Source organism: Massilia consociata (genome assembly GCF_042432755.1).
Taxonomy (GTDB): Bacteria; Pseudomonadota; Gammaproteobacteria; order Burkholderiales; family Burkholderiaceae_D; genus Telluria; species Telluria consociata.
In genome coordinates this window covers 412,231-425,969 of the sequence record NZ_JBHLWP010000009.1, presented here as the reverse complement: position 1 = coordinate 425,969, position 13,739 = coordinate 412,231, and the positions used below count along the sequence as shown (strand labels likewise).

General features: G+C 59.8%; 9 protein-coding genes and 2 pseudogenes. 1 reads left to right on the top strand and 10 read right to left on the bottom strand.

The annotated features are described in order from the left end of the window. Window positions 1-14: 14 nt before the first annotated feature. The 10 genes and pseudogenes from ACFFJK_RS08955 to ACFFJK_RS08910 form a co-directional block, all read right to left on the bottom strand. Window positions 15-1,238, bottom strand: a complete 1,224-nt coding sequence (locus ACFFJK_RS08955; RefSeq protein ID WP_258830016.1) for an efflux RND transporter periplasmic adaptor subunit — start codon at window positions 1,236-1,238, stop codon at window positions 15-17. Continuing rightward, window positions 1,235-2,539 carry a TolC family protein gene (locus tag ACFFJK_RS08950; RefSeq protein WP_258830015.1) on the bottom strand — a complete coding sequence of 435 codons (1,305 nt, stop codon included), beginning with the start codon at window positions 2,537-2,539 and terminating at the stop codon, window positions 1,235-1,237. Before ACFFJK_RS08950 ends, ACFFJK_RS08955 begins: the two co-directional genes overlap by 4 nt. Before the next feature lie 114 nt (window positions 2,540-2,653). Beyond that, window positions 2,654-2,980, bottom strand: a complete 327-nt coding sequence (locus ACFFJK_RS08945) for a cobalt-zinc-cadmium resistance protein (protein WP_258830014.1) — start codon at window positions 2,978-2,980, stop codon at window positions 2,654-2,656. 86 nt (window positions 2,981-3,066) lie between these two features. Then, a complete protein-coding gene (locus ACFFJK_RS08940) occupies window positions 3,067-3,987 on the bottom strand; it encodes a cation diffusion facilitator family transporter (protein ID WP_258830013.1) in 921 nt (306 codons plus the stop codon). A gap of 231 nt (window positions 3,988-4,218) precedes the next feature. After that, a pseudogene (locus ACFFJK_RS08935) lies at window positions 4,219-4,799 on the bottom strand (efflux RND transporter permease subunit); the annotation flags it as partial. Between the two features lie 109 nt (window positions 4,800-4,908). Further along, window positions 4,909-5,280, bottom strand: a complete 372-nt coding sequence (locus tag ACFFJK_RS22985; RefSeq protein WP_258830012.1) for a four-helix bundle copper-binding protein — start codon at window positions 5,278-5,280, stop codon at window positions 4,909-4,911. A gap of 303 nt (window positions 5,281-5,583) precedes the next feature. Next, window positions 5,584-6,162 (bottom strand): copper-binding protein, encoded by a 579-nt coding sequence (locus tag ACFFJK_RS08925; protein WP_379678785.1) that lies wholly within the window; start codon window positions 6,160-6,162, stop codon window positions 5,584-5,586. 50 nt (window positions 6,163-6,212) lie between these two features. Further along, window positions 6,213-9,335, bottom strand: a pseudogene (locus tag ACFFJK_RS08920) (efflux RND transporter permease subunit); the annotation flags it as partial. After that, window positions 9,332-10,936: an efflux RND transporter periplasmic adaptor subunit gene (locus tag ACFFJK_RS08915; RefSeq protein ID WP_258830009.1), complete on the bottom strand. Its 1,605-nt coding sequence runs from the start codon at window positions 10,934-10,936 to the stop codon at window positions 9,332-9,334. The pseudogene ACFFJK_RS08920 and the gene ACFFJK_RS08915, both read right to left, overlap by 4 nt. Further along, window positions 10,937-12,280: a TolC family protein gene (locus ACFFJK_RS08910; protein ID WP_258830008.1), complete on the bottom strand. Its 1,344-nt coding sequence runs from the start codon at window positions 12,278-12,280 to the stop codon at window positions 10,937-10,939. 907 nt (window positions 12,281-13,187) lie between these two features. Here ACFFJK_RS08910 and ACFFJK_RS08905 point away from each other — a divergent pair. Continuing rightward, on the top strand, window positions 13,188-13,538 hold the full coding sequence (locus ACFFJK_RS08905) for a hypothetical protein (RefSeq protein ID WP_258830007.1): 351 nt from the start codon (window positions 13,188-13,190) through the stop codon (window positions 13,536-13,538). Window positions 13,539-13,739 lie beyond the last annotated feature (201 nt).

The following is a 13,739-nucleotide window of genomic DNA, read 5'->3' as shown; positions in this document are numbered from 1 at the left end:
GTCCGGATCCTCGCTCAGTGTTCATGCTCGGCACTGCCCTTGCCCTGCTGGGCCTTCACGACGAAGCTACCGGTCGTGACATAGGGTGCGCCCGAGGCCAGGCCGGAGACGATCTCCGTCAGCTTTCCGTCGCTGACGCCGGTGGTCACCGGCTGGGCCTGGAACCCCTTGGCGGTTTTGACGAACACGACGTTCTTGCCTTCCAGTGTCTGCAGGGCGTCGGAAGCAACGGCAACCGCAGCGTCCTTCTGCCCACTGACCACGGAAACGTTGACGAACAGGCCGGGGCGCCATGCGAGTCCCGGATTGTCGATCACGACCCGTGCGCTTGCGGTCCGGGTCTCTTCGCCGAGAAGGTTGCCCACGTAACTGACCTTGCCTGCTACGGACGGGCCACCGGCTGCCGACCTGACTGTGACCGCTTGGCCGACGCGGACCGAGGCCAGGTCTTTCGGCGCGACCGCGATGTTCACCCACACGGTCGACAGATCCGAGACGAGGAAGACGTTCGCGTCCTCCTTCACTGCTTCACCCTGGGCGAGGTGTTTTTCGACGACGACACCGGTAAACGGAGCTCGCAGGACAAAGCGGTTGACCGCGCCGGCCGATACGTCCGCGCCGAGTGCGGTCAGTTTCGAGCGAGCCGCCTGCGACTCGATCTCGGCTTCGCGATAGGCCTGTTGGGCCTGGAGGTAATCCTGCTCAGCGGAGACCTTTTGTTCCCACAGCTTCTTTTCGCGCTCGTAGGTGATGCGCGCCAGCTCGAGCCTCTTGCCGGCAGCGAGCGCGGCACTGCGCAGGTCCGCCAGTTCGGCGCTGGCGATGACGGCCAGGGGTTGTCCCTTTTTCACATCCTGGCCAAGCGAGGCGGCAACCGATTCGATCACGCCCGCAACGCGCGGCACGACGTGTGCCGTCCGGTCTTCGTTGAAGCGCACCTCGCCGGGGAGGACAAGTTCGGTGCGAATGGCTGCCGGACCGGCCGTTGCAGTGGCGATGCCGGCGGTCTGGATCTGCTGCGGGCTCATTTCGATGAGGCCGGGCTCTTCGGCATGACCTTCTTCCTTCTCGTCGCCGTGTTCGGCCTTCGTCTCGGCGGTTTCCTCCGCGTGCTCGCCGCCTTCCGGTGCCGGAGTGCTATCGCTTTTCCAGAACACGATCAGCAGGGCCAGTACGATGCCGACTGCGATCACAGCCGCGATGGAAAGCGCCGATTTTTTGTCGATATTGAACTTCATGGGGTAATCCTGTTGGTATTGGTGGCGCCGGTGCCAGCGTCGGCAAATCGGCCAAGCTCCGCGCTGAATCGGTAGCTGTCGTAGAGTGCCTGTACGTACTGCGCGCGGCTTTGCAGCAGAGTGCGCTGGGCATCGAGAACATCCAGGAAGTTGAACTTGCCAGCCTCGAAACCGATGACGGCGGCATCGAAAACACGTTGCGCTTCCGGCAGAATTTCCTGCCGCATGGTGCGCACTTGGTCCCTCGCCAGCTGGGCGCGCTGATAGGTACTGGTCAAGGTCTGGTCGAGCCTCAGCTGCTGCGCATCGCTTTCGGCGCGCGCCTTGTCCGCACGGGCGAGCGAAGCTTGCAGATTGCCCTGGTTCCGGTTGAACAAGGGGAGCGGGAGCGAGACGCCGAGCACGGTTTGCGTTCGCCCCATCTCCTCATCCTTCTGGCGGCCGACGACAAGGGTGACGTCGGGCATGCGCTGCGCGCGGTCGACCGACACCTGCGCCTCTTCGCGCTCGACCTGCAGGCGTGCGCGCTGCAGCTGCGGCGAGCCCGCCAGGCGTGTTCGCAAGTCTTCAAGGGAAGGAACAGCCGCGAGCTCGTCTACTGGCTCGACCAGGGCCAGAGTTCCCGGCTGTGCCTGGCCCCAATACGCCGTCAGCAAGCCGCGCGCGATAAGCAGTTCGCCGTCGGCCTGGGAAAGGTCGAGGCGTGCAGTCGACTCGGCTACCTTTGCACGCGACAGTTCGACAGGCGAGACACGCCCGGCGGCAACACGCTTCTCAGCCGCCGCCCTTGCTTTTGACGCAATGTCGAGCGAGGTTTGCGCAAGGCGTACCTGTTCCTGGGCGCCCAGCGCGTTGAAATAGGCGGCAGTGACGTCAGCGCGTAGTTCGGCCCGAGCCACGCTTGCGGCCGCAAGTGCAAGCCGGCTGTCGCGCTCGGCGAGCTCCACGCGGGCGCGCCGCTTGCCGCCAAGCTCGACCAGCTGGCTCAGCTCGAAGGTACGGGTTCTCGTACCGCGCTGCGTTCCCTCGGTCGTGTAGGAGATTGTGGGATTTGGCAGTAATCCCGCCTGGCGGCGCCCGGCGCCGGCGATGACGATGTCCAGGGCGCTGGCGCGCAGGCTCGGGTTGGCGGCCATGGCCATGTCGACCGCCTTTTCGAGGGTCAATAGCGTGCCGGCGGCGGGTACGGTGGGAACAGCGGCCGCGCGCCCGACTGGCGGATCGCCAGCCAGTTGTGCGGCCGCAGGGAGCGCCCATGCCAATAGCACGAGCGACCCAACAACAATACGTTTGGGGTGCATGAATAAACTCCGAAAACAATAGGCGAAGGATATTCAGCGACGATCCGCATCAGGAGTGCCGTGACGACACTCCTGAGAGACATTAAGACTGACTAGTTACGAGTCGCCGCCGAATCAGACGACGGCAACCCATTGGGGCCGCTCGGGCGGGGCCACATCGATAGAGGAGAGGCGAAGCAGGGGGGAGATGGGTGCAATGCGCAGAGGTTCGGAAACCGCGGCCATGACAGGCAGCGCCTCGAACGTCAGGGGCGTGTGGGTACAGGAAGTGCAGTGCGAATGCAGCGTCCCTGTTTTCGACTTGGATGGCTGGTCGAGCGAACTGAAAGCCTCTTGAGCAGGCTCGTCGTGCGACGCATGGTGGCCAAGATGCTGTGCAGCGCGGCCGGTTTCGTGCTCGCAATACTCTGCCACGACGCTCCAGCTAAGCTGAAGCATCATGATTGTAAGCACAAGGTAAATAAACCGGCGGGTCATAGGAAAAGTATAGCATGGCCTCATGCAATGGACTGCGCTCTTGTCATTCTTCAGTCCTGCCGCCTTTGTCGAATCTCGGACCCTGTACGTGTTTTCTCTTCAATATGGTCCATAGGCGTTCCGATGTCGATTGCAATGTGTTCAAAGGCCTTGTCGCCAATGAGGGTTGTCACGTGCGACTTGATCGACATGACTTTGTCTGGAAACGCTTTCTGCGAGACGATGACGTGGGTTGTCAGTACGTGCTTCTCGCCGTCGATCGACCAACTGTGGGTATCGTGTACATCGATGACCTCGGGAATAGCCCTCACCGCAGTTTCGAAGGCAGGAAGGTCAAAGGTGGACGGAGTCCGCTGCAGAAAAACTTCGAAGAACTTCCGGAGATTGCGGAAAACGTTCCACAACACGAAGAGCGAAATACAGATCGATAGGGCCGGGTCGATCCAGGGGAGGTCCCAGACTGCCATCACCGCTGCGCCGATCAGCACCGCAATCCAGCCGAGGGTGTCCTCCAGCAGGTGCCAACTGACGACTTTCTCGGTCAGCGACTCCCCCTTCCGAACACGCAGAACCGCTGCGCCATTGAAGATGACGCCAACCACCGCCAGAACGATCATACCCGTCGCGTTGACTTCCTCCGGATCGAGAAGGCGCTGCGCTGCGTTCCACAGGATAAAGCCGATGCCGGCAATCAATACGATAGCGGTGATCAGGCCGCCAAGCAGTGAGTATCGAGCGTAGCCGTAGGTGTCTTTCGGGGTGCTGCCGTGCTTTGAAAGACGATCGAAGTACCAGGCGAGTCCGAGCGAGATCGAGTCACCGAGGTCATGCACGGCATCGCTGAGAATGGCCACGCTATTCGTCCACAGTCCGCCGGCGAATTCGATCAGCGTAAACGTAAAGTTCAGTAGAAATGCAACCTTGAGGTTGCCGCTGCCGTTGTGGACGTTGTGGCGGTGCTGGTCTCCCATCCATCATTCCTCATCGGTAAATGCCAGTCGAATGGCTTATCAGACTCTTTAAAGTACTGTTGAGCATCCTACAGTTATGCGAATAAAAACGACGCCCGTAAGAGGAGGCTAGTCAAACTGTCTGCGATCGGCGGCCTCCTGCCAAGCGCCCGAAGATCGGAAGGTTGGTGTTCGCGGCCTTTTCGAATCGTAATGCGAAGCACGCCTTCATGGACGTCCGGCGCCTTGAAGCTAGGTCACTTCGTTCTGACGCTTACCTATACGCCGCTCTTGTAGTAGCCGCCAGGCGGCAGGGATCACAAACAGCGAAAGTAGCGGTGCGGTGACCATTCCGCCAATCATCGGTGCATCGATGCGCTGCAAGATTTTGGAGCCGGCCGCGCTTCCGAGATATTCGAACTGCCCCGACCAGCCGATGGCATAAGCTGGCGGCAGCGAGACGTTGTCGCGGACACGCTCCGGCATCGCACGAACCGCAGTGAGCAGGCCAACACCGCGGGCATCGACGTATACCCAACCTGACAGGCGCGCTTCCTCGCTTCGGATCGTTAGGGAACTGTCCATCACGACGACCGTCGTCACGTCGCCAAGACGAATCTGCGGGCCCAGCGGTGACGATCGGCAGCTAGCGCAGGACCTGGAATGAGTCGCGGTGGTCCTGCGGGTAGCGCAAGCTGATCGGGAAGCGCCGGCGCCCGTCGACGACTTCGCGGGCGTTGTCGCCACCGATCGCCGGACACCACTGTCTGGATGTCGGCCACGCTCATCCCATAGCGCGAAGCGCGCAGCCGGTCTATGCTGGCGCCGATATGAATTGGGTCGTGGGTTCGAAGGTCGCAAGTAGCAGCAATTCGACGGGATCACCCGCATAACGGCAGAGTCAACTTCGGGATCCGCGCCGCAGATCCCGAAAAAGGTACTTTAGTGGGCGTGAGTGCCTACGGAAGTTCCTTGACCACTGGTCGGCTGCATCATCCTGCGGCACTCGTCCGCACAGCGGCGGCAGGCGGCGGCGCAATCTTGGCAATGCTGGATCTGGTGGCTTGCGCATTCCTGGGCGCAGGCGTCGCAAATGTCGGCGCACAGCTGGCATAGCTGATGAGCATGCTCGGTTGCGCGGCTCATCAGCTGCGCGGCAAGACGGCAGATTGCCGCGCACTCGTCATCGAGCATAATGCAGCGCGCCATCATCCTGGGGTCCGTCTCCCGCAGGCACGCCGCGGCGCAGGTATCGCACGCCTCGGCGCATTCGTAACACGCCTTGATACACGACTGGAATTGACTTTGCACCATGATATTCTCCTTGAATGTACTCAGGGTTATGGGAGCCTCTTTGGGAACCCCGTCACGCTCTGCTGGCGAGTCAATCAGGTCAGGACGACAGCTCGTTGTGCCATTTCTCGGTTCTATTTACGCCACTTTCCAAAAGCGTTTGAACAAAACCCAAAACTGACACGTGACGCGTCTTCCTGAAGATGTAGTGCGCAAGATCATATTCAATCAACCTCAGCGCAATGGCATGTCGGAGGCTAGGAATGCCTTGGCCTGCCACCGCACTGAACAGCTCGGATACGAGCATGAACGCTCGCGTCCGCCTTATTTGACGGATGAGATGACGTAGTCCGACCCTTGCTGGGTGAACTCCACCTCAACTTTTTTGCCGACTACCAGCTTGTCAAGCAATGACTTGTCCTTAACGCCGAAGCTCATCGTCATTGGTGGCCACTTAAGCGTTTTCACCTGGTCATGTGCAAGCGTCACTTTGTCGTTTGCTCGATCGACCCCCTTCACTACAGCTGAGGTTTTGTGTACCACTCCATTCTTGGATGCACCTTGGGCTTTGCTATCGGCCGCTTTCTCCTTCATCATGTCCTTGCATGCCGACATATCCATACCCTTCATGTCCTTCATGTCCTTCATATCCATACAGGCTTGTTTCATGCCCATCCCCTTCATATCGGCAGCTTGACCGAAGGCCGCGCCGGAACTGGCCAATGCAGCGAGAAGGGACAGGGGGGCAAAACGTTTCATGAGATTTCTCCTCAAAGTGGGTAAAGTAATTTTCGTCCGTGAGCAGACGACATCCCAAATATCTTCTTCATGATCGTCTCCTTTAATGATTGAGTAATCCACGGAGACCTGGTCGACTCGTGCTATCCCGTCGTTGTAACTCATGTATTTTCATAGATGGCCTCCTTGGCTCCGGATTGACGGACGTTCTCTTGTTGTACCTCCCGACGGCGCATCAACATGTAGACCACTGGCACCACAAACATCGACAGCAATGGCGCGGACAACATCCCACCGACCATTGGCGCTGCAATACGCTGCATGATTTCCGAACCCGTGCCATGGGCGATCATGATCGGCACTAAACCGGCAATGATGACCGCGACGGTCATTGCCTTTGGCCTCACACGTTGAACCGCGCCCTCGCGAATAGCGTCTAACAGATCAGCTTCCGACGCCTTTCCTGCCGCCAGGCGGGCTTCCCAGGCATGTTTCAGGTAGAGCAGCATGATCACCCCGAATTCTGCCGCAACGCCTGCAAGTGCAATGAAGCCCACCGCGCTGGCGACCGAAATGTGGTGCCCAAGTATCCAGAGCAACCAGATACCGCCGGCCAGTGCGAACGGCAAGGTCGCCATGATGAGGATGGCCTCGTCAAAGCGCTTAAATGTCATGTAGAGAAGGATGAAGATTACCAATAGCGTTGCCGGCACCACGAACTTGAGCTTCGCACTGGCGCGTTCCAGGTATTCGAACTGACCTGACCAGGAAATCGAATACCCCGGTTGCAGCTTGACCTCCTTCGCGACAACCTGCTGCATGTCGCGCACCACCGAATTCATGTCGCGTCCTCGAATGTCGACGTACACCCAACCGGACAGGCGCGCGTTTTCACTCCTGAGCATGGGTGGGCCGTCATTGATGCGGATCTCTGCCACATCACCCAGGCGAATCTGTGCCCCGCGCGGCGTCAGGACGGGCAATTGCCGCAGGTTTTCGATGGAATCCCGGACCTCGCGCGGATAGCGGACGTTGATCGGGAAGCGCTGCAGGCCTTCCACGGTCTCACCAATGTTGTCACCGCCAATTGCCGCCGAGACGACGCTCTGCACATCGGCGATATTCAGGCCGTACCGGGCTGCCTGGTCGCGGCTGATGTTGACGTCGATATAGCGTCCTCCATTGAGACGTTCAGCCAATGCCGATGACACGCCCGGAACCTTCTTGACGATCCTTTCGATTTCACTGGCAACGCGATCGATTTCCTGCAGGCTGCTACCGGCCACCTTGACGCCGACCGGACTCTTTATGCCCGTAGCCAGCATGTCGATGCGGTTCCGGATCGGCGGTACCCAGATATTGGAAAGTCCAGGCACCTTGACTACGCTGTCCAGTTCCTCCACCAGCTTGTCCGTGGTCATTCCTGAGCGCCATTGATCCCTGGGCTTGAATTGAATCGTGGTCTCGAACATCTCCAGGGGCGCAGGGTCGGTTGCCGTCTCGGCCCGCCCTGCTTTGCCAAACACGCTTTGCACTTCGGGTACGGTTTTGATCAAGCGGTCAGTCTGCTGGAGCAGCTGCGACACTTTGCCTGCCGACAGTCCTGGCAGCGCCGAAGGCATGTACAGGAGGTCGCCTTCATCAAGAGGCGGCATGAATTCCCCGCCGAGCCGCGTCATCGGCCACACGGTCACAAGGGCAATCGCAGCGGCCGCGATCAGCGTCGCCTTGGGGAAGCGCAGCACCCCATCGAGCAAGGGGCGGTACACGGCAATCAAGAAGCGATTCAGTGGGTTCTTGTGCTCCTCGGGAATGCGTCCGCGGATCAGGTAGCCCATCAGTACCGGGATCAAGGTCACAGCCAGCCCTGCCGCCGCTGCCATTGAGTAGGTCTTCGTGAACGCAAGCGGCGAGAACAGGCGGCCTTCTTGCGCCTCCAGCGTGAACACTGGAATAAACGACAGCACGATGATCAACAGCGAGAAGAACAGCGCCGGCCCGACTTCGGCCGCTGCATCTCCAATGACCCGCCAGCGATCTTCTCCTTCCAGCTTCGTCCCCGGATGAGCGTGGTTCCACACTTCGATATGCTTGTGCGCGTTCTCGATCATGACCACGGCGGCGTCCACCATCGCGCCCACCGCAATCGCGATACCGCCGAGCGACATGATGTTCGCGTTTACCCCCTGGTAGTGCATGACGATGAAGGCGATTAAGATACCGATCGGCAGTGTGACAATCGCAACTAGCGCCGAGCGCAAATGGAACAGGAAGATTGCGCACACAATTGCAACGACGACGAATTCCTCGACCAGCTTGTCGCGCAGATTGTCTACCGCCCGTCTGATCAGGTGCGATCGGTCGTAGGTCGGAACGATCTCAACTCCAGGGGGCAGACTTGGCTTGAGAGCCGCCAGTTTCGCTTTCACCGCATCGATAGTCTCCAGCGCATTTTTCCCTGAGCGCATGACGATGACGCCACCTGCAACCTCGCCTTCGCCGTTGAGCTCGGAGATGCCGCGTCGCATTTCCGGACCCAGCTGGATTCGCGCGACGTCACCCAGCAGGACGGGAACACCGGCCTCCGAAGTCATCAGGGGAATCTTGCGGAAGTCGTCGAGCGACTGCAGGTAACCGCTCGCACGTACCATGTATTCGGCTTCGCCCAGCTCGAGCACTGAACCGCCGGCCTCCTGGTTGGCCTTCTGCACCGCGTCGATGACCATGCCATGCGCAATGTTGTAGCCGCGAAGCTTCGCGGGATCGAGTACGATCTGATATTGCCGCACCATGCCGCCCAGGCTTGCGACTTCCGACACATTGGCGACCGTCTTGAGCTCGTACTTGAGGAACCAGTCCTGAAACGCGCGCAATTGCGACAGGTCCATCCTGCCACTGCGGTCGACGAGTGCGTATTCGTAGACCCAACCAACTCCCGTAGCGTCGGGGCCGAGCGAGGTCTTCGCCTGCGGCGGCAAGCGCGACTGCACCTGATTCAAGTATTCCAGTACACGCGAGCGCGCCCAATACGGGTCGGTGCCGTCCTCGAACAGGATGTAGACGAAGGAATCGCCAAAGAAGGAATAGCCGCGTACCGTTTTCGCGCCCGGCACCGACAGCATTGTCGTAGTGAGCGGATAGGTGACCTGGTTCTCGACTAGTTGAGGCGCCTGGCCCGGGTAGGATGTGCGGATGATTACCTGCACGTCGGATAAATCAGGCAGGGCGTCGAGCGGAGTACGCTGCAACGCGTAGATGCCCCACGCCGTGATCCCCACTGTTGCCAGAAGTACCAGGAAGCGATTCAGGATCGACCAGCGAATGAGTTTGGCGATCATTTCTTTGCGTCTCCCATAGCGGCAGGAGTGTGGGCGCCATGCTTGATAGCGGCGGCGCCCATGTCACCCATGCCCTGCATCGACGGTCCAGCAGGGGAAATGCTGGTGATCTGGAACGAGCCGTCCTTGGTTTGCTGGAACTCGAAGTTCACCGTATCGCCGATTGCCAGATTTTTCGGTGCGCCCGCCACCGGCACCTTGAATCCCATCGTCATTGCCGGCCATTGCATGCTTGGGATCGGATCGTGCGAAAGCGTAATTTCATCCTTGTCGATATCCTCGACTTTGCCTTGAGCGCGATGCGTCGTCGGGCCAGCGGTTTGCTGATTGCCTTCGGTTGGCACGGGGCCGCTTAGCCGGTTCGTGGTACCTCTCAGGCTGGCTTCCGAATCGATCAGGAACTGACCCGAGACAATGATTTTTTGCCCAAGGTCGAGACCTTTGAGAATTTGAGTCTGGCCATTGCTCTCGCGGCCGGTTTGGACGTCGACAGGGCTGAATTTGCCCTGACCTTGAGCGACCATCACAACACTGCGTGTACCTGTCTGGATCACCGCTTCCGTCGGGACCATCAAGGTTTCCGCGCTGGCTGCCGGCGTGAAGCTTACGGTCGCGAACATACCCGGCACCAGGCGTTGCTGTGGATTGGCGAGTTCGACACGCGCCGTCAATGTGCGTGTAGTCGCTTCAACTTCAGGCAAGATTGCGCTGACCTTGCCATGTAAGACAGTGCCTGGCAGCGCGGGGGTACGGGCTTCGACTCTGGTGCCAGGACGTACTTCAGCCGCCGCCGCTTCGGGCACCTCGGCGTTGACCCAGATTGTACTGAGCCCATTGATTCGGAACATCGGAGCGCCGGAGGCGAAGGTCATCCCTTCACGAACTGCGAGCTCTGCAACGACACCACTGATGGGCGCGCTGATGGTTACCCGAGGCTGCACCTTGCCGCTGGATTCGACACCTCGGATCTGCGCGTCCGTCATCCCGGCGAGGCGCATACGCTGCCGCGCGCCCTCCACCAGGCCGTCCGTCCCTGGACCTTTCATCTGCTTGGCCGTCAGATATTCTTCCTGCACTGCGACCCAGTCAGGCACATACAAAGCCGCCAGGGGCTGCCCCTTTTTCACCTGGTCGAGGGGTGCGCGCACGAAGAGCTGCTCGACGTAGCCGTTACTGCGCGCCTGCACGACGGCGACGTCACGCTCGTTGTAAGCCACGTTGCCGACAGCCTCCACGCTGGAGGCAAGCCTGCCCTTCGTGACTTCGGCGGTACGGATACCCAGGTTCTGTTCCACTCGTGGGCTGATGCTGACACTGCCCTCATCGCCAGCCTCGTCGGCATACACAGGAACGAGTTGCATATCCATGAACGGCGACTTGCCCGGCTTGTCGAATTTCTGGCCCGGGACCATCGGGTCATGCCAATAAAGCACCTTGCGTCCAGTAGCTTGATCTGCACCTGCTTCTTGGGCGGAGGGCGCCGATTGTGGAGCAGGGGACATCCCCATCCCGCGATTCATACCAAACTTGTAGAGGCCGTACCCGGCGGCGCTCAGTGCCGCAGCCACTAGCAGTACAGTTGTTAATTTTCTAGCATTCATTTAAAAATCCTTGTTCGCCCTGCTTCTCAATGGCTGGGTATGGCCGTATTGCGGGAAAAGAAAATTAAGTTGCGCCCACAGGCGATCGGTTTCCTGCCCGAGCTGTAAAGCCTGCAAGCGCACATCGATTTCACTGCGCCGCGCCACGAGGACGTCTGCCAGCGTGGCCTTGCCGCCACGGTAAGAGGCAAGCGACGCTTCTGTCCTGGAGCGAGCAAAAGGGATCAGTTCTTGCTCGTAGCGGATCTGTCGCTGCCTGTTTGTATGCCACTCGTTCAACATGGCCCGCACTTCAGCGACATGGGCGCGCAGCGCGTCCTCGCGTTCCGCCCTTGCTTGTTCGACCTGGGCCAGCTTCGACGACAGTTCGCGGTCCTGGCGGTTTTTCCGGTCCCACTGCAGGGGCACCGAAAGGCCGACCGATGCCATGTCCGAATACCCTGGACCGCGTTTTTGGACTGCGACCTCGATGCTCCAGTCCGCCTTCTTGTTCGCCTTTGCAAGCTGCGCTTCTGTCGTTGCGATGTCTTCCTGTTTGGCAAGCACGGCAAGTTCCGGATGGTGTCCGAGTTGGGCCTCGAGTGTAGCCTCGTCGAGGCGGATGGAGTCGACTGCCGGCTTGTCGCCGAGCGGCAACTGAGCCGCGTCGCCAATCCATCGGGCCAACACGATGTTGGCATTGCCGATGCGGCGCCTGATATCGCTTGCCTTGTCTTCCAGGAAAGCGAATGCGCTTCGTGAGTTGAAGATGTCTGCCTGGTTGCCCCGGCCGGCCCGATACGCCGACTCCGCCGCCTGGATCTCGAGCTTCGCCTGATCTAGCTGTTCGGCTATTGCGGTCGACATTGCTTCGGCGTAGTAACGGTCCAGCCAGGCCAGTGCGGTCTCGCGTTCGATTGTCGCGGTCGTGGCAGATTTTTCCGCCACCGACTTTTCCGCTTCGCGTTCAAATCGTTGCGCACGCAGGCGACGTTTGTCGGTACGCGTCAGCTCTTGCATCACGCCGATGCGTCGCATCGTCATGAAGTCGCGCGTCATGCTGAAGCGATCTTGTCCATTGATCGGTAGATTGTCGACACCGAGCTTCAGGACCGCATCGGGGAGCTGACCGGCAGCGACTGACATCTCCCGTGCAGACTGGACAGCATGGTCCTTCGCCGCCAACAATCGGGATCGCTCGACTGCCTGCTGCTGGGCTTCAACCAGCGACAGTACCCGTTCGCTGGCAACGGTGGCGTTGGTAACGACGACCGATACTGTGAATACAACAAAGAGGACTGCTCGGAGAGGCCGAACAGCCGGACGAGGCGCGGGGTGGCGCGCTTTGATATCTCGGGAAAGCATGAAACCTCCAGAATGCATTGAGTAACATCGCTCGCGCCGACGCGTAGCGATGAGGAATCAAGCAGACTGAAGGATCAAATTCGGAAGCAGCAGTTGCGAATGGCTATAGGCGGAGCCGTCGCGCGCGCGAGGAAAGCAGGAGCTGACCTGCCGAGAAAGCGCTCGAATGAAATTACTTCCAGGTTTATCGGAAGACCGTAGCCGACAGCAACGAAAGCTGCCAAAGGTGGCGTCGCAGGCTTGTCGAGCGATTGCTTAGCTGTCTGGTGGGACGCATGGCACAGATTCGGCTGTTCCTTATCCATGTCTTCGCATGGGACCATATCGGCTGGCATTGTCTGCACAGACGAGGTCATCTGACGGTCATGCCCCAGACCCAGCGCTGGGCACGCATAAGCCGACACAGCGAGTTGCATAAACAATATGCTGAACAGCACTATTGTCGCGGCAATTAGTCGAGATGTGCGTGGAAGTCTCATGGTCAGTTCGAAGTCTAGGCTCGCCCTATGTCTTTGTCAATTGAATGGGCCTTCATGGAAACGCCGTATCTGCCCCAGGCATGCAGGGTGTGACGAGGAATTATTGATCGTGTCTTGTCGGAAGGAGCAAACTCAAGAACTCGAAGACATACCTGCCGGATTTCTGGGCCGAGGCGGTGAAGCTGCTGGAGCAAGGATTGTTCAGGAGGAAGCGGCCCAGCGGATCGGGATCCCGAAAGGGACGCTGGCGAACTGGGTGAGTGCGGCGAAGAGCCGCGCGGGCAGCGCCACGGAATTGTGTGCACGCTATGCCGGGAGCATGCTACATTGACCATATGCGCGCCAGGCTTCGAACATTTTTCTTGTGCCTACTCATCGTCTCCCTCCCTTTGCAGAGCATTGCGGGAGTGGCGAGGTTCGAGTGCGGCATGGCGCATCATCCCTTGGCCGCCCACGCTGACCATGCCGCTGGCATGCCGATGGAGGCGACGGTGGCCGGTGAGGGACAAGATGGCGGGCACGATCATGCCGCCGCGCCGGCGCAGAGAGTCGCAGCGCAGGATGAAGACTGCGACGATGACGGCGCGCACGCGCGATCTGGCTGCGGCACCTGTGCAAATTGCTCCATCGGCGCCTATGCGCCACCGCCTGTAATGGCCGTGACTGCGGTCGAGGAAGCGGTCAGCACTGCCCTGCAATTTTCCTTGCCTTCGTTCCCCGGGCATATTCCTGCCCGGATCGAACGCCCCCCACGCACTGCCGCGTCAATCGCGGCGTAATCCTTCACGGCTAACGCCGGCGATGCGTTCCTGATTTGCGGAAGACCGGCCCGTGCCTGCGCTCGCGCCTGCGCGAATGAGTCAACCTGACCGGGCACGCGTTCAAACAAATCAGATCAAACAATCGAGTCGTGCCCTGTTGGCTATCCGCCGCGGGGCAGGTGTGTCCGCGTCCCTGGTTACCGGCATGGGGAACGTTTG

Coding starts and splice junctions, on each gene's coding strand:
- ACFFJK_RS08955 (WP_258830016.1), bottom strand. CDS start 1,238: ATGAAGTTCAATATCGACAAAAAATCGGCGCTTTCCATCGCGGCTGTG.
- ACFFJK_RS08940 (WP_258830013.1), bottom strand. CDS start 3,987: ATGGGAGACCAGCACCGCCACAACGTCCACAACGGCAGCGGCAACCTC.
- ACFFJK_RS08925 (WP_379678785.1), bottom strand. CDS start 6,162: ATGAGTTACAACGACGGGATAGCACGAGTCGACCAGGTCTCCGTGGAT.
- ACFFJK_RS22985 (WP_258830012.1), bottom strand. CDS start 5,280: ATGGTGCAAAGTCAATTCCAGTCGTGTATCAAGGCGTGTTACGAATGC.
- ACFFJK_RS08950 (WP_258830015.1), bottom strand. CDS start 2,539: ATGCACCCCAAACGTATTGTTGTTGGGTCGCTCGTGCTATTGGCATGG.
- ACFFJK_RS08945 (WP_258830014.1), bottom strand. CDS start 2,980: ATGATGCTTCAGCTTAGCTGGAGCGTCGTGGCAGAGTATTGCGAGCAC.
- ACFFJK_RS08905 (WP_258830007.1), top strand. CDS start 13,188: ATGGCGCATCATCCCTTGGCCGCCCACGCTGACCATGCCGCTGGCATG.
- ACFFJK_RS08915 (WP_258830009.1), bottom strand. CDS start 10,936: ATGAATGCTAGAAAATTAACAACTGTACTGCTAGTGGCTGCGGCACTG.
- ACFFJK_RS08910 (WP_258830008.1), bottom strand. CDS start 12,280: ATGCTTTCCCGAGATATCAAAGCGCGCCACCCCGCGCCTCGTCCGGCT.